Annotated in this window: 10 protein-coding genes; 7 read left to right on the top strand and 3 right to left on the bottom strand. The window is 66.2% G+C overall.

Annotation, left to right across the window (positions count from 1 at the left end):
• The first annotated feature begins 1 nt into the window (after window position 1).
• Genes HW932_RS04975 through HW932_RS04965 form a run of 3 tightly spaced genes read left to right on the top strand, consistent with a single transcriptional unit; the run spans window position 2 to window position 6,494 of the window.
• Window positions 2-4,132 carry a PAS domain S-box protein gene (locus tag HW932_RS04975; protein ID WP_176975398.1) on the top strand — a complete coding sequence of 1,377 codons (4,131 nt, stop codon included), beginning with the start codon at window positions 2-4 and terminating at the stop codon, window positions 4,130-4,132.
• Window positions 4,129-5,793 carry a sensor histidine kinase gene (locus tag HW932_RS04970; RefSeq protein ID WP_425485095.1) on the top strand — a complete coding sequence of 555 codons (1,665 nt, stop codon included), beginning with the start codon at window positions 4,129-4,131 and terminating at the stop codon, window positions 5,791-5,793. Before HW932_RS04975 ends, HW932_RS04970 begins: the two co-directional genes overlap by 4 nt.
• Window positions 5,778-6,494, top strand: a complete 717-nt coding sequence (locus HW932_RS04965) for a response regulator (RefSeq protein WP_176975397.1) — start codon at window positions 5,778-5,780, stop codon at window positions 6,492-6,494. Before HW932_RS04970 ends, HW932_RS04965 begins: the two co-directional genes overlap by 16 nt.
• Window positions 6,495-6,591: 97 nt before the next feature.
• On the opposite strand, the gene queG is transcribed toward HW932_RS04965, so the two are convergent.
• Window positions 6,592-7,662, bottom strand: a complete 1,071-nt coding sequence (gene queG, locus HW932_RS04960; RefSeq protein WP_176975396.1) for a tRNA epoxyqueuosine(34) reductase QueG — start codon at window positions 7,660-7,662, stop codon at window positions 6,592-6,594.
• Between the two features lie 260 nt (window positions 7,663-7,922).
• Here queG and mnmL point away from each other — a divergent pair, with 260 nt between their 5' ends.
• From mnmL to ubiV, 3 genes are read left to right on the top strand one after another with little or no spacing between them, the layout of a single operon-like run.
• The gene (gene mnmL / locus HW932_RS04955) at window positions 7,923-8,897 is read left to right on the top strand and encodes a tRNA modification radical SAM protein MnmL/YtqA (RefSeq protein ID WP_176975395.1); all 975 of its coding nucleotides are present in this window, start codon (window positions 7,923-7,925) and stop codon (window positions 8,895-8,897) included.
• Between the two features lie 20 nt (window positions 8,898-8,917).
• The gene (gene ubiU, locus HW932_RS04950) at window positions 8,918-9,913 is read left to right on the top strand and encodes a ubiquinone anaerobic biosynthesis protein UbiU (protein WP_176975394.1); all 996 of its coding nucleotides are present in this window, start codon (window positions 8,918-8,920) and stop codon (window positions 9,911-9,913) included.
• A gap of 28 nt (window positions 9,914-9,941) precedes the next feature.
• Window positions 9,942-10,862, top strand: coding sequence for a ubiquinone anaerobic biosynthesis protein UbiV (ubiV, locus tag HW932_RS04945; RefSeq protein WP_176975393.1), 921 nt, complete (start codon window positions 9,942-9,944; stop codon window positions 10,860-10,862).
• A 106-nt stretch (window positions 10,863-10,968) separates the two neighbouring features.
• Here ubiV and HW932_RS04940 read toward each other — a convergent pair whose 3' ends face one another.
• Window positions 10,969-12,996: a diguanylate cyclase domain-containing protein gene (locus tag HW932_RS04940; RefSeq protein ID WP_176975392.1), complete on the bottom strand. Its 2,028-nt coding sequence runs from the start codon at window positions 12,994-12,996 to the stop codon at window positions 10,969-10,971.
• Between the two features lie 122 nt (window positions 12,997-13,118).
• Complete coding sequence (locus tag HW932_RS04935; RefSeq protein ID WP_176975391.1) at window positions 13,119-14,459, bottom strand: sensor histidine kinase; 1,341 nt, start codon at window positions 14,457-14,459, stop codon at window positions 13,119-13,121.
• Between the two features lie 106 nt (window positions 14,460-14,565).
• Here HW932_RS04935 and HW932_RS04930 point away from each other — a divergent pair, with 106 nt between their 5' ends.
• Entirely contained in the window at window positions 14,566-15,312 is a 747-nt protein-coding gene (locus HW932_RS04930) for a response regulator transcription factor (protein WP_222932231.1), read from the top strand.
• Window positions 15,313-15,570: the final 258 nt, after the last annotated feature.

The following is a 15,570-nucleotide window of genomic DNA, read 5'->3' as shown; positions in this document are numbered from 1 at the left end:
AATGAAAGACACCGATCGCGACCCCATACAGCCGGACGCCCGTAACCTCCCGAACAGGGGGGATGAGTTATCCGCCGATGAGATCCGCGAGCGCGCCCTGACGGCGCTGCATCAGGGGCGCTTCCATATTGCCGACGAGCTGTTGCAGGGCGCCAACGCCGAACTCACCGCCATGGTCGAGAGTCTGCGGATCTATCAGGTCGAGTTGCAGATCCAGAACGATGAACTGCTCCGCAGTCAGCGTCAGACCCAGTTGGCCCTGGAACGTTTCACGGCCTTCTTCAACGGTCTGCCGATCGCCGAGCTGGTGGTCGACCGCTACGGCCTGATCAAGGAGGCCAACTACGCCGCCCAGGATCTCTTCGAACTCAAGCATTCGCACATCCACCAGCATTATTTCACGCGCCTGATCGGCGAGACCGATCGCGGCCTGGTGGCCGAACTCTGGAAGCGGCAGTTGCCCGAGGCGCGCAAGACCCTGACGCTCAAGGAGATCCATTTCCACGGTCGCGCCGGCGAGCCCTTCATCGGCGATCTGCATGTCGCGCCCCTGTCGGACTTCGAGGGCGAGAGCGATGATTATGTCTGCGCCATCCTCGACCGCACCGAGTCGGTGCGTCAGCGTCAGGCGCTCCGTGCCTATGGCGAACGGCTCCAGCGACACGAAGCCGAACTCCAGGAACGTCTCAAGGAGATGCGCGGACTCTACGACGTCCTGCGCGAGACCAACCGTCACGAAGCGCCCATGGAGGATGTCCTGCAACGGGTGGTCGAGCGGTTGCCGGAGGCCTGGCAGTTCCCGGATCTGGCCGAGGCGTGCATCCTCCTGCCGGAGACCGGCTTCCAGACGCCGGGGTTCGCCCCGGGCGACCGGATGCTGCGCTCGCCCATCCTGGTCGATGGCCGCGAGGCCGGCGAGATCCTGGTGGCCTATCGCGAGCCGCCGCCGCCCGGACTCGATTCATCGATCTTCCTGCGTGAGGAGCAGGCGCTGCTGGAGGCCGTGGCCTCGCACATCGCCGTCTATGTCGAGCGTCAGCGCGACGCGCAGCGTCTGAGCGAGAGCCGCGAGCATTATCAGGTGCTCGCCGAATACAGTCCGGACTGGGAATACTGGCTCGGTCCCGACGGTCGGTATCGCTACGTCTCGCCGGCCTGTCGCGAACTCAGCGGTCACACGGCCAGTGAATTCCTGGCGGACCCGGATCTGATCGCGCGTCTGATCCATCCCGAGGATCGCGCACACTGGATGCGGCACTTCAACGAAGTCCTGGAATCCTGCCACGCCGACCACGACTGCATCCAGTTGCGCCTGCATGCACGCGACGGACGCGAGCACTGGGTCGAGCACATCTGCAATCCGGTGTTCAGCACCGATGGGCGTTATCTCGGGCGGCGCGGGGTCTTTCGCGACATCACCGAGCGCAAGCACATCGAGTCCGAACTGACCAAGCGCTCGCTCGCCGTCGAGCAGAGTCCGGAGAGCATCGTCATCACGGATCTGGACGGCTGCATCGAATACGTCAACGACGCCTTCACCGCCAACACCGGCTATTCGCGCACCGAGGCGCTCGGCCAGAATCCGCGCATCCTCAAATCCGGTCTGACCCCGCCTGAAATCTTTGACGAACTCTGGGAGTCGCTGCTGCGCGGCGAGGTCTGGCACGGCGAGCTGATCAATCGGCGCAAGAACGGCGAGTTCTATACCGAACTGGCCAGCATCTCGCCCATCCGTCAGGCCGATGGACGCATCACGCACTATCTGGCCGTCAAGGCCGACGTCACCGAACAGAAGCGTCTGGCCGAGGAGCTGGAACAGTACCGTCATCATCTCGAGGAAATGGTCGAGGCGCGCACGCTGGAGCTGCGCCAGCAGACACGCTCGCTCCAGGCGCTGATCGACAACCTGCCCCATTTGGCCTGGATGAAGGACCGCGAGGGGCGTTTCGTCGCGGTCAACCGGGTCTTCGCCGAGGCCAAGGGACGCGCGCCCAGCGAGATCGTCGGTCTGACCGACCATGAACTCTGGCCGCGCGAGATGGCCGAGCGCTACCGCGCCGACGACACCGAGGTCATGGCCGGCGCCTCACAGCGCACAGTCGAGATGCCGAGCGTGACCAATCCGGGCGCCATCTACGAGACCTTCAAGGCGCCCATCATCGACGACACCGGCGAGGTGCTTGGGACGGTCGGTTTCGCGCGCGACATCCGCCCGCAACGTGAGATGGAAGCGGAACTCGCCCGCCGCGCCGAACTGGCCGAGAGCGCGGTGCGCGCCAAGAGCGCCTTCCTGGCCAACATGAGCCACGAGATCCGCACGCCGATGAACGCCATCCTGGGGCTGGCGCATCTGCTGCGCCGCGAGCTGGTCGAGCCGGCCAACATCAACCGGCTCGACAAGATCGAGAGCGCGGCGCGTCATCTGCTGACCGTGATCAACGACATCCTGGATCTGTCCAAGATCGAGGCCGGCAAGCTGCAACTGTCCGACGAGGACTTCTCGGCGGTGATGCTGGTCGATCAGGTCAGCTCGCTGATCCTCGACGAGGCGCGCGCCAAGGGACTGAGTCTGAAGGTCGACCTGGCCCCGGATCTGCCCTGGATGCGCGGCGATGTGACACGCCTGCGTCAGGCCCTGCTCAACTATGCCAGCAACGCCGTCAAGTTCACCCATGCCGGCTTCGTGACGATCCGCGTGCGTCTGCTGGAGCGCGACGCGGCGGTGTTGCGGGTGCGCTTCGAGGTCGAGGACACGGGCATCGGCATCCCGCCCGACAAGCAGTCCAAGCTCTTCCAGGCCTTCGAACAGGCTGACACCTCGACCACGCGCCGCTATGGCGGCACCGGGCTGGGTCTGGCCATCACGGCGCAACTGGCGCGGATGATGGGCGGAGACGCGGGCGCCGACAGCATCGCGGGGCAGGGCAGTACCTTCTGGTTCACGGTCAGTCTCAAGCCCGGTCAGCCGGGACTGATCGTCACGCACGCCCATCGGCTGGCCGCCGAGTCCGAGATGCGCGACCGCTGTGCCGGGGCGCGCGTGCTGCTGGCCGAGGACAATCCGATCAATCGCGAGGTGGCGCTGGAGCTGCTCAACAGCGTCGGGTTGCGCGTGGAGACGGCTGAGAACGGTCAGGTCGCGCTGGAGATGGCCGCCGGCGAGGACTATGACCTCATCCTGATGGACGTGCAGATGCCGGTCATGGACGGCCTGAGCGCCACGCGCGCCATCCGCGCCCTGCCCAGTTGGCGCGACAAGCCGATCCTGGCCCTGACGGCCAATGCCTTCGAGGAGGACCGTCGCGCCTGTCTGGAGTCCGGCATGAACGATTTCGTGCCCAAGCCGGTCGAGCCGCTGGATCTGTTCGACGCCCTGTTGCGCTGGCTGCCGGAGCGTCCTGGTACGGCTCCAGCGCAAGCGGACGGCTCCCGGTCGACGGCAAACACCGCCGCCACCGACGAGGCGGGGAGCGAGCGCTCGGGTGCGCGTCGCGCCGACCTGCTGGCCGCCATCCGTGTCCTGCCCGGCATCGATCTGCGTCAGGGGCTGGCGAGTCTGCGCGGCAGCCAGGAGAAGTATCTCAAGCTCATCGAGCGCTTCATCGGCTCGCATGCCGATGACCCCAAGCATCTCGCCGAGGCATTGGCCAACCGCGACGGCGAGGCCCTGGCGCGTCTGGCGCACGGACTCAAGGGCGTGGCCAGCACCCTGGGATTGGTCGCCATCGCCGAGCAGGCCAGGGCGCTCGAGGCGGCGCGTCGTCCGGAGGCCTTCGAGGCTCCCGACAGGCTCGTCGAGGCGATCGACGCCATCGATCATGCCTTGCTGGCCCTGCGCAATGCCGTCGAGCAGTCGCAGACGCCCGCCCGGTCGTCGAGTCCACCCGATCCGAGCCTCGATCCCGAGCAGGCGCGCGCCCTGCTCGACGAGCTGGCGGCGCTGCTGAACGAAGACAACGCGCGTGCGAATACGCTCTGCCAGCACGAAGCGGCGCGACTCGCGGCCATCATGCCCGATGAGCACGCTGAACTCGCGCGTCTGATCGATCGTTTCGACTTTGAGTCGGCGTTGGAACTGGTCGCAATCGTCCAGGCACGCTTGAGTCGACCCGAGGGAGTTCAGCCCCGGTGACGGCCGCCACGACGACGCGGCTCTCCGGTCGGCGCATCGCTCCGAACTCCGGGGGCCAGGGCCGCGAGACCCTGGATCGGCGCGTCCACGAGATCCTGCGCGCGGCCGATCTGAGGCGCCCGCTGTGGGCGCTGGGCCTGACGCTTGCCGGTCTGGCCGCGCTGCTCGCCGCCCAGGTCGCCTGGCCCGAAGCGACCTGGGCGCGCTGGAGTCTGTTCGGGATGCTGGCGCTGGGACTGGCCTGCACCGTGCTGGTCTGGCGACGGCTGCGCGATCGGCTGTTGCGGCCGCTGGTGCGTCTGGAGCATTCGCTGACCCAGGTCTGTCAGGGCGAGCCGGGGGCCGGCGACAGTCTGACCGAGACCGGGGTGTTGCAGGGCATCGCTCAGGACATCCGCAGTCTCAACGAGGAGCTGACCGGTCTCTACGAGGACATGGACGATCGCGTGGCGCGCCAGACGCGGCGTCTGGCCCAGAAGACCGCCTCGCTCAAGATCCTCTACGACGTGGCCGCCGGCATCCATCAGACCGAGAGCGTGGAGGAACTGCTGTTGCGCTTCCTGCGCGTGCTCAAGGAGATGATCAACGCGCGCGCGGCGACGGTGCGTCTGGTGTTGCCGGACGGCACGCGGCGGCTGATCGGCTCCATCGGGTTGAACGACGATCTGGTGCGCGAGTCGGACATGGCGCCGGTCGATCTCTGTCTGTGCGGCAATGTGCTCGCGCCCGGCGACATCCTGTGCGACAACGACGCGCGCTACTGCTCGCGCCTCTATGGCCGGCGCATGTTCGCCAGTTCCGAGATCGAGGTGGTCACGGTGCCGCTGGAGCATCGCGACGAGCTGCTCGGCGTCTATAGCCTGTTCCTCGATCGCCCCGGCCTGAAGGGGCGCGAGGACATCATGGATCTGCTGTTCACCGTCGGTCATCATTTGGGCATGGCCATCGCCAAGCAGCGTTCGGACGCCGAGGCGCACCGGCTGTCGATCGTCGAGGAGCGCAACGCGCTCGCCCACGAGCTGCACGATTCACTGGCGCAGACCCTGGCCAGTCTGCGCTTCCAGTGCCGGATGCTCGACGACTCGCTCGCCGGCTGTTCCATTCCGCCCGAGGCGCGCAACGATCTCACGCGCATCCGCAATGGTCTGGACGAGGCCCACACCGAGCTGCGCGAGCTGCTGGCGAGCTTTCGCGCGCCGCTCGACCGGCGTGGGCTGGTGCCGGCGCTCGCCAAGCTCACCCAGCGGCTCGGGCGTGAGACCGGCGCCCATGTGCTGTTCCAGAACGACAGCCGTCCGTTCGAGCTGTCGGCGACCGAGGAGTTGCAGTTGCTGCGTATCGCTCAGGAGGCGCTGGCCAACATCCGCAAGCACGCTCAGGCGCATACGGTGCGGGTGTTGCTGACGCGCGAGAGCGGCGGGCGGCATGTGTTGTTGATCGAGGACGATGGGGTCGGTTTCAGCCCGCCGGATGAGCAATCCCCGCCGGGCGAGTGCATCGGGTTGTCGATCCTGGAGGAGCGCGCGCGGCGCATCGGTGCAGAACTGCGTATCGAGAGCGAGCCGGGGGAGGGGACGCGGGTGGAGATCGTCTTCGATGCCGGCCGTCGTCCCGGACGTCAGACTCAGGGCCTGGAGGCGGATCGATGCGCGTACTCCTGATCGATGATCATGCCTTGTTTCGCTTTGGGCTTCAGGAGTTGCTGGAGCGGCGCGGTATCGAGGTGGTGGCGGCCGTGGGCGATTCCAGCACTGGAATCGAGCGGGTGGCCGCGACCCGTCCCGATGTGGTCCTGCTCGACATGCGGATGCCGGGGCTGAACGGGCTGGAGTTGTTGCGCCGGTTGCGTGCGGCCCATCAGTCGATGCCGATCGCGATGTTGACGACCAGTGCCGAGGAGCGCGATGTGATCGATTCGCTCCAGAGTGGGGCGCAGGGGTATCTGCTCAAGGATATGGAGCCGGATGCGCTGATCGCGGCCTTGGGTGAGATCGTGCAGGGGCGCACGGTGGTGGCGCCTGAGTTGATGGGGGTGCTGGCGCGGGCGGTGCGGGGTGAGTCTAAGCCTGTGACTGTCGTGAGTGGCGGGGCGGCGGATCTGACCCCGCGCGAGCAGGAGATCCTCTGTCATCTGGCCGAGGGGCAGAGCAACAAGACCATTGCGCGTGCGTTGGGGATCTCGGAGGGGACGGTCAAGCTGCATGTGAAGGCGATTCTGCGTAAGCTCGATGTGCATTCGCGGGTCGAGGCGGCGGTGATCGCGGTCGAGCGGGGATTGTGTGAGCGGGGGGGCTCGGGTGGTTGCGGTGGCGGTGTTGGTGGCAGTGGCGACTCGGGCGCCGGCGGTCGGGGGTCGCCGTGAATCCATCCCTGGAGGCTCGACGACGGCATCCATGCCGTCGACGCCCCCGACCACCGGCGCCCGAGTCGCTTGAGCGTCGGTGGTTGCGGCCGGCGCTTTAGGGGAAGCGTCCGGCAAGCGCCCAGGCTACGTGCTCGCGCACCAGTAGGCTGGGGTGGTCGGCGCGGGCTTCGAGTGCAGTCCGGACTTGCGGTGAGTCTGGGGCGTTGCCGAGCGCGACGGCGAGGTTGCGTAGCCAGCGTTCGTGGCCGAGGCGTCGGATCGCGGAGCCTTCGGTGCGTGCGAGGAAGGTCGGTTCGTCCCAGGCGAACAGGGCGATCAGGGTGGCCGTGTCCAGGCCGTGACGGGGCAGGAAGTCGGTCTCTTCGGTGAGTCGGGCGAAGCGGTTCCAGGGGCAGACCAGCTGGCAGTCGTCGCAGCCGTGAATGCGGTTGCCGATCAGGGGACGCAGCGGTTCTGGGATGGCGCCCTTGAGTTCGATCGTCAGATAGGAGATGCAGCGTCGGCCATCGACCTGGTAGGGGGCGACGATGGCGCCTGTGGGGCAGGCGTCGAGACAGGCTTGGCAGCGTCCGCAGTGATCGGTCATGGGCTGATCGGGCGGGAGCGGCAGGTCGGTGTAGATCTCGCCGAGGAAGAACCAGGAGCCGGCGCGCGGGTTGACCAGATTGCTGTGTTTGCCGATCCAGCCGAGTCCGGCCTTTTCGGCCAGCGGTTTTTCCATCACGGGCGCCGAGTCGACGAAGACGCGATGGCCGAAGGGGCCGATGTGGGCGGCGAGTCGGTCGGCCAGATGTTGCAGTCGCCGGCGCAGGACTTTGTGATAGTCGCGTCCGAGCGTATAGCGTGAGATGAAGGCGCCGGCCGGGTCGGCGAGCCGTTCATGGATGGCGGCGCGGGATTCGGGCTGGTAGTCCATCCGCGCCGAGATCACGCTCAGGGTGCCGGGCACGAGTTCGGCCGGGCGTGAGCGCTTGGCGCCGTGACGGGCCATGTAGTCCATTTCGCCGTGATAGCCGCGCGCGAGCCAGTCGCGCAGACGCGGCTCGGCGTCCGTGAGATCGGTGTCCGTGATGCCGATCTGCTGGAAGCCCAGTTCACGTCCCCAGGTCTTGAGGCGCTCGGCCAGTGCCTGGGGCGTGTCGGGTAGGCGGGTGTCTTGGCTCAATGGGCGATTGGTACGATTGATCGAAATATTCGGTCGGTAAGGACGCGAGAGCCGCAGGACAGCTATCAGAAATCCGAGCAGCAACGGTATCCAGGATACCACCGAGCGAATGATCCAGCGGGATCCGTCGTCTCGGTTGCGGCTCTAGGGCAGCGGTCGTGAATGAACTGGATGCGCGTTTTGCAGGAGGCGCGATTGATCACTATACTGACGGGTCCGGATCGAACGCCGATCGCCGCCGCTCGGTTGATGTCAGACCCATGCCTTCCCCGTCCGCTCCACATCGCGCGCTCAGTGATCGCGTCAATACCTTCGGTCAGTATCTGCTGAAGCGCTACGGCCAGCGGGTGCACAAGCTCGCGCTCAATGCCGGCTTCACCTGTCCGAATCGCGACGGCGCCAAGGGACATGGCGGCTGCACCTTCTGCAACAACGTCTCCTTCGGCCCCAACGCCAAGCGCTCGCCCGAGATCGACCCGCAGCTCGACGCCGGACGCGGCGTGCTCGCCAAACGCACGGGCGCGCGCCGGTTCATGGCCTATTTCCAGACCTACACCAACACCTATGACGAGATCGCGGTGCTGCGCGAACGCTATGACAGCGCACTCACGCACCCGGATGTCGTGGGGTTGTCAGTCGGCACGCGCCCGGACTGCGTGCCGGACGCCGTGCTCGACCTGCTCGCCGGCTATCGCGCGCGCGGCAAGGAGGTGTGGCTGGAGCTGGGCTTGCAGTCGGCCAACGACGCAACGCTCGAGCGCGTCAATCGCGGTCACGGCTTAGCCGAGTACCGCACGGCGGTGACGGCGGCGCATCGGCGCGGCATCCCGGTCTGCGCCCATCTCATCGTCGGGCTGCCGGGCGAGGGCCACGCCGAGGCGCTGACAACCCTCGACCGGGTGCTGGAACTCGGCGTCGAGGGACTCAAGGTCCATCCGCTGCACGTGGTCCGTCACACCCGGCTGGCCATCGACTGGCGACGGGGCGACTATCAGCCGCTCGCCATGGACGACTATGTCGCCATCTGCGCCGATCTGGTCGAACGCACGCCGGCCAGCGTGGTCTATCATCGTCTGACCGGGACGGCCTCGCGCGACATCCTGCTCGCGCCCGACTGGTGCAACCGCAAATGGGCGGTGCTCAACGCCATCGAGGCCGAACTGTTCCGTCGCGGCGCCCGCCAGGGCGACCGCGCCGACACCCTTTCCACTCATCGACTCGTCAACACCGCTTGATCCTCGGGGGTCCAAACACCATGGAGCTCGTCTGTCCCGCCGGCAATCTGCCGATGCTCAAGGCGGCCGTCGACAATGGCGCCGATGCCGTCTACATCGGTTTTCGCGACGATACCAACGCGCGCCACTTCGCCGGTCTCAATTTCAACGACAAGCAGATCGCCGAGGGCGTCAAATACGCCCATGACCGCCGGGTCAAGGTGTTCGTCGCCATCAACACCTATGCCCAGCCCAAGGGGTGGGAGCGCTGGACGGCGGCCGTCGACCGCGCCGCCGGTTTCGGGGTCGATGCCATCATCCTCGCCGACATGGGCGTGCTCGACTATGCCGCCGAGCGTCATCCGAACGTCAATCTGCATCTGTCGGTTCAGGGGTCGGCGACCAATCCGGCGGCGATCGGCTTCATGCAGCGTCATTTCGGCATCAAGCGCGTGGTGGTGCCGCGCGTGCTCTCGCTGCAACAGGTCGCGCACCTGATCCGCGAGACCACGGTCCCGGTCGAGATCTTCGGTTTCGGCAGTCTGTGCGTCATGGTCGAGGGGCGCTGTCTGCTGTCCTCCTATGCCAGCGGCCAGTCGCCCAACACCTTCGGCGCCTGCTCGCCGGCCTCGCATGTGGAGTGGCGCGACACGCCGCAGGGTCAGGAGACGCGCCTCGGCGGCGTGCTGCTGGAGCGGCGTTCGCACGGCGAGGCGGCCGGCTATCCGACCATCTGCAAGGGCCGCTACCAGATCGACGGCGAGCTGCGTCATGCCATCGAGGAGCCGACCAGTCTCAACACGCTCGACATCCTGCCCGACATCCTGGCCGCCGGGGTCAGCGCCATCAAGATCGAGGGCCGCCAGCGCAGCACGCGCTATGTGACCCAGGTCGCCAAGGTCTGGCGCGAGGCGATCGACAGCTGCAAGCGCAATCCGCAGGCGTTCCGGCCCAAGGAGAGCTGGAACCAGATCCTGGCGCAGGTCTCCGAGGGTGCGCAGACCACCATCGGTCCCTACGAGCGCACCTGGCACTGATCCGATAGCGAACGATTCGAACCCACCCATGTCAGCCTTGAACACCCCAGCCCATCGCCCGCGTCTCTCGCTCGGCCCCATCCTCTATCTGTGGCCGCGCGAGCAGGTGCTCGATTTCTATGCCGAACTGCTCGAAGCCCCGGTGGACGTCGTCTATCTGGGCGAGACCATCTGCTCCAAACGCCGTCAGCTCAAGCCCGAGGACTATTGGGAGCTGGCCGAGCGCGTGACCGCCGCCGGCAAGCAAGCCGTCATCTCGACCCTGGCCCTGATCGAGTCCGACGGCGAATTGAAGACCCTCAAGCGGATCTGTGCCGATGAGCGTTTCATGATCGAAGCGGGCGACCTGGCCGCGCTCGATTTTCTGGAAGGGCGCCCCTTCGTCGCCGGGCATTCGATCAATCTCTACAACCATCGCACGCTCGCCTTCCTGGCCGAGCGCGGACTCAAGCGCTGGGTGATGCCGGTGGAGCTGGGTCGGGCGACGGCCGCCGAGCTGCTCCAGCGTCGGCCCGAGGGCGTGGAGTGCGAGCTGTTCGCCTTCGGCCGACTGCCGCTGGCCTATTCGGCGCGCTGCTTCACGGCCTACAACCGTGGACTGGGCAAGGACAACTGCGAGTTCTGCTGCGGCGACTATCCGGATGGCGTGCTGGTCACGACCCAGGAGGGCCAGGAGTTCCTGAGCCTCAACGGCATCCAGACCCAGTCGGCCGGCACCCACAACCTGCTGGCGTCCCTCGATGAGGTGCGTGCCCTGGGCGTGGATCTGCTGCGCATCAGTCCGCAGTCCAAGCATACCGCCGATGTGGTCCGTACCTTCGCGGACTGTCTGACCGGCGATCTCGACCCGGCCGAGGGCACGGCGCGCCTGCGCGACTGGGCGCCCTCGGGTCTGTGCGACGGCTACTGGACCGGCGAGTCGGGCTACAAGGTCGGGATGCCGGCTTAGGCCGGAGCGATTTGGCGAGCAGGCTGCAACGATCCGGATCCGCCTATCGCTTTCCGGCAGGCGTGCTCGCCGACAAGGCCGGCGCGGTATTCCGTGCCGACCGTCGTCACGCCGGCGCAATCCGACTGCGCCCGGCGCGCTTGGCTTCATACATGGCCATGTCGGCGCGCCGAAACACCGCCTCCTTGCCGTCCAGCCCATCGAGCAGCACCAGCCCGATACTGGCACTGCAACGATGCTCCACCGGAGCCGCATCCCCCGGACGACACAGCCGATAGCACTCGGTCAGACGCGCCAGCAGCTTTTCGGCCACGCGCTGGGCATCCGCGCGCGCCCTGTCCACATCGACCGACAGATGCTGCAGCAGCACCACGAACTCGTCGCCTCCGTAACGGGCCACGGTATCGACGGCCCGCACCGATTCCACCAGACGTCGAGCCACCTCCACCAGCAGCAGATCGCCCACGTCATGGCCATGCCGGTCGTTGAGCGGCTTGAAGTTGTCCAGATCGATGAACAGCAGCGCCCCGCATTCGCCGTGACGCTGGCCATTCGCCATGGCCTGCTCGACCCGGTCATCCAGCAGACGCCGGTTGGGCAGTCGGGTCAACGGATCGAAGAAGGCCAGTTGCCGGACCTGCTCCTCCAGCCGGCGGCGCTCGGTGATGTCGATGGCCAGCGAGATCACCTCCTGCGGCTCGCCCTCCTGGCGCGGCAGCCAGGCGTTGAACCATTCGCAACTGATGACACGGCCGTCGCGGGTGAGGTTGTCGTTGATGCCGTGCGGCCGGTGTGAGATGTCCTGCACCACCTGGGCGATATCCTCGGCCAGCTGTCGGCGTTCGGCTTCCGGCAGCAGGAAGTCCATGTAGCTGCGACCGAGCACCTCCTCGCGCGACCAGCCGAACAGCGACTCGGCCTGATGGTTCCAGTCGGTGACGATGAACCCCTCGCGCCAGACGATGCCGGCCGAGGCCGAGGACTGGAAGATGACCCGATAGCGTTCCTCGCTGCGCTGTTTCTCGGCCATGGCGCGCGCCAGACGGCGATGGGCGCGATGGATATACAGGGTGATGCCGGCCACCAGCACGAGCACCGCCAGACTGATCGCCAGGGCCGAATACAGCCAGGTCAGGTCGACATCCGGGTCAGGCTGATAGAAAAATCCATCCAGGGGCCGATCCGGCTCGACCAGACCGAAACGGGCGAAGGTGTTGGCGATATGACGCCAGCGCCCTGGGTTGCTGTGGCCCAGCTCGATCACCTCGGGATTGATGAGCCGTCGCAGCGCCTGCGCCTCGTACTGCAACTGCTCGCGGGATTTGCCCTGGGTGTCGTAGTGTTCCAGGATCAGGTCGACGATCTCGTCGGGGTGCTCCAGGGCATACTGCCAGCCGCGCAGTGAGGCGGCACGGAAGGCCGCGACCCGTTGCGGGTGTTGCTCGACGAGCGCCTGGGTCGTGAAGAGCAGATCGCCATAGAAATCCATGCCATAGCTCTGCGGGCGCAGGGTGCTGAAGGGGATGCCGGCCTGCTGCAGGACGAAGGGTTCGTTGGAGACATAGGCATTGAGCGCCTCCACTCGACCGTCGAGAAAGTCGGTCAGATGGTTTTCGTCGGGAACGATCCGCAACCGTTCCAGTGGAATGCCCTCGTTGAGGAACATGACCTTGAGTTCGACGTCCTGGTCGCCGCCCATGAGCGCGATGGGGCCGGCCCCCGGCAGCCCCAGCTCGGAGATGTGGCGGTTCTCGCCCCGGACCAGCAGCACGTTCGGCGAATGCTGGAACACCGGACCCAGCATCACGACCGGCTTGCCCTTGAGATAATCGATCACCAGGCTGGAGATCGAAATGCCGAACTCACTCCGGCCTGAGAGCACGGCGGCCACCGGATCGGCGCCGGGTCCGCCTTCCAGAAGATGGACATCGAGTCCGGCCTCGCGATAGAACCCCTTGTGCAGGGCCGCGTAGTAGCCGGCGAACTGGAATTGGTGCTTCCAGCGCAGTTGGAGCGACACCGGCTCCAGGGCCAGCGCCTCGACGCCGAAGAACACCATGAGCAGGCCGAGCAACAGCCGGGCGGCGCGTCTCGTGAAGCGATCGTTTTGCAGAAGGCGAGACCCGTGAACCATCGAAGCCCTTCCAGCGCAACCCAGCGTCGAGTGTCAATCTGAGATTCGGATCGCCTGGCGACACGGCGGCCGACACGACGAGACCCGGTGCGATCCTATAAGAAAATACGGCGCAGCGGCTCTCAAAACCTCTCACTCGACGAGAGTTTCGGGCGCTCGGCGGTCTGGGGGAGGCACAGCACCATGCAGGCGCCCCGTGGCTGGTTGTCCAATGCGTGCAACTCGCCGCCATGCCGGTGCGCGATCCGCTGGACGATCGTCAACCCCAGACCGCGGGCGAATTCACCCCTGGCGTTGTAGAACGGACTGAACATTCGGGCCTTGTCGCGTTCCGACAACCCCGGCCCGCGATCGGCCACGCGAATCTCCAGCCCGGACTCCGTGCAGACCAGCGCGAGCACGGGGACGCCGGATTCGGGAGGCGTGTGCTCGATGGCATTGTCGATCAGATTCTGAACGGCGATGCGCAGTTGCAGCGGATCGCCCCACAGCGACACCGGCGTCTCGGGCAACTCGGCCGTCGCCGCGATCTCGGGCGGGTAGAGGTCGAGCACCTCCCGCAGCAGGGCGGCCGGATCCAGCTCGACCCAGTGCTCGGGACCAGCCGGACGTTCGAGTCGTTCCAGACTCAGCAGCCCCTCGGACACCCGGATCAGGCGCCGCGTGGAGAGCCGGATATCGTCCAGGCGACGGACGATATCAGGTGCGAGACCGGCCTGCAGAAAACGCAGTGAGTCCAGCGACGCCTTGATCGAGGCCAGGGGCGTGCGGAACTCGTGGGAGACCTCGGCCAGGAACCGGCGGCGATCTTCGTCGGCCTGGGCCAGCTCGCCGAAGGCGTGGAGCAGCGCCCGGTCGTCCTTCTGCTTGGCCAGCAGCAGAAAGCCGAAACCGTTGATCGTCACCGTCAGCAACAGCATCAGATACAGCAACTGCGTCAGCGGATCGGTATCGAAGCGTACCAGTGGGGCCAGCGCCAGACCCTTGAGCACGCGCACCGACATCACCAGGGCCATGAGACCATCGATCGCGCCGATGAGGGTGCGCAGCCAATCGCGCTCATCGGCTCGCAACAACAGCCAGGCCATCAGGCCATACGACAGACCGATCGTCGCCGAGAACACCAGCAGGCGCGGCCCCTGAGTATCGAACGTCAGACTGACGGATGACAGCAGTACGAAGCAGACCGCGATCAGGATAATCAGGGGTCGCAGCCAGCGATAGCGCTCCAGCAAGCGCGCGTAGGCCGCCAGGGTCAGACCCGCGCCCAGCACCTGGAGCAGGTTACCGATGAACGCGGGCATCCGGTCGGGAAAGATCCCGCTGGCCAGATTCAGGAAAAAGCCGACGCCCACGATCAGACATGCCCAACGCCAGAGTTCCAGTGCCGGGTTGTCGGTGCGGGACTGACGCATGTAGAGCGTGGCCAGCAGCGCGAACAGCAGGTTGCTGGCGCCGACCATGAAGGACAGGGTCTTGGGGTCGAGCGCGAATATGGCTTGGGGTTTTCTCCGGCGATGCCCGCTAGAGTACCATCCGGTGTCTCACCCAGACGATGTTCAGGCGGCCATGGAACACACCCTCTTCCCCATTGCGATCGTCGAGGACGAACGGATCTTGCGCGACGAGCTGGCGTTTCAGTTGACCCATCTAGGGTTCGCGGTCGAGACCTTCGAAACCGCCGCGCAGCTCTACCGGCGGCTGGCCGTGTGTCGCTACGCGGTCGTGGTGCTGGACATCGGTCTGGCGGACGAGGATGGTCTGTCGATCTGTCGCTATCTGCGCCGGCACGACAAGCAGCTCGGACTGGTCTTCATCACGGCACGGGCGACGCGCGACGATCGGCTGACCGGTCTAAAGGCCGGCGGCGATGCCTATCTCACCAAGCCGGTGGACATCGACGAGCTGGCCTTGCTGCTCAGACGGCTGGCCGAGCGTGCCGGCGACGCACTCGGCGGCGGTCCGGCGACGCGGCTCGATCCGTCTGGCACGCCCGGCAGCCGGCGGCTGGAGTCGGATGGCTGGCGGCTGGAATCCGGCGGCGACGTACTGCGTGCTCCGGATGGTCAACGGATTCGGCTCAGTCTCAACGAGGCCCGAGTGCTTCAGGTGTTGCTGCACCGTCCCGGCGAGGTGGCGGCGGCGCGGGAGCTGGCCAAGTCCCTCGGGTTGTTGCCGGACGAATACGACAAGCATCGCATCGAGGTGATCATCAGCCGTCTGCGCGACAAGGTGTTGCGCGAGACGGGTCTCGCCCTGCCGCTCTATACAAGGCGCGGCCTGGGTTATCGCTTCGATCCGGCGGACTCGCTATAGATTCCAGTGGCGGCCGAGTCGAATAGAGAGACCTTCGAAGGCCGGATTTAACGCTCCCTTCATCATCGACGGTTACACTTCGCCGCTGAAATTTCCCACGTTAGGCCGTTCGGCCTGATGCACTGCGTCTCATCGTGTTCGGAGTCCGGGAACAGCGGACAGCTCCTGTGCGGATAGGATGACAGGGGACGCGACCTCAATGAAATCCTCTGAACGAGATCGATCCGTATGCGAACATTCAGCCTGCGCCTGAATCAG

Origin of the sequence: Allochromatium humboldtianum (assembly GCF_013385175.1) — a bacterium.
Taxonomy (GTDB): Bacteria; Pseudomonadota; Gammaproteobacteria; order Chromatiales; family Chromatiaceae; genus Thermochromatium; species Thermochromatium humboldtianum.
The sequence above is the reverse complement of the archived record's forward strand: the minus strand, read 5'-3'. Positions and strand labels throughout refer to the sequence as shown.

Bases quoted from the DNA above. Each gene is read 5' to 3' on its own strand.
- ubiV (WP_176975393.1), top strand. From the start codon at position 9,942: ATGTCAGCCTTGAACACCCCAGCCCATCGCCCGCGTCTCTCGCTCGGC.
- HW932_RS04940 (WP_176975392.1), bottom strand. From the start codon at position 12,996: ATGGTTCACGGGTCTCGCCTTCTGCAAAACGATCGCTTCACGAGACGC.
- ubiU (WP_176975394.1), top strand. From the start codon at position 8,918: ATGGAGCTCGTCTGTCCCGCCGGCAATCTGCCGATGCTCAAGGCGGCC.
- HW932_RS04975 (WP_176975398.1), top strand. From the start codon at position 2: ATGAAAGACACCGATCGCGACCCCATACAGCCGGACGCCCGTAACCTC.
- HW932_RS04965 (WP_176975397.1), top strand. From the start codon at position 5,778: ATGCGCGTACTCCTGATCGATGATCATGCCTTGTTTCGCTTTGGGCTT.
- mnmL (WP_176975395.1), top strand. From the start codon at position 7,923: ATGCCTTCCCCGTCCGCTCCACATCGCGCGCTCAGTGATCGCGTCAAT.
- HW932_RS04935 (WP_176975391.1), bottom strand. From the start codon at position 14,459: ATGGTCGGCGCCAGCAACCTGCTGTTCGCGCTGCTGGCCACGCTCTAC.
- HW932_RS04930 (WP_222932231.1), top strand. From the start codon at position 14,566: ATGGAACACACCCTCTTCCCCATTGCGATCGTCGAGGACGAACGGATC.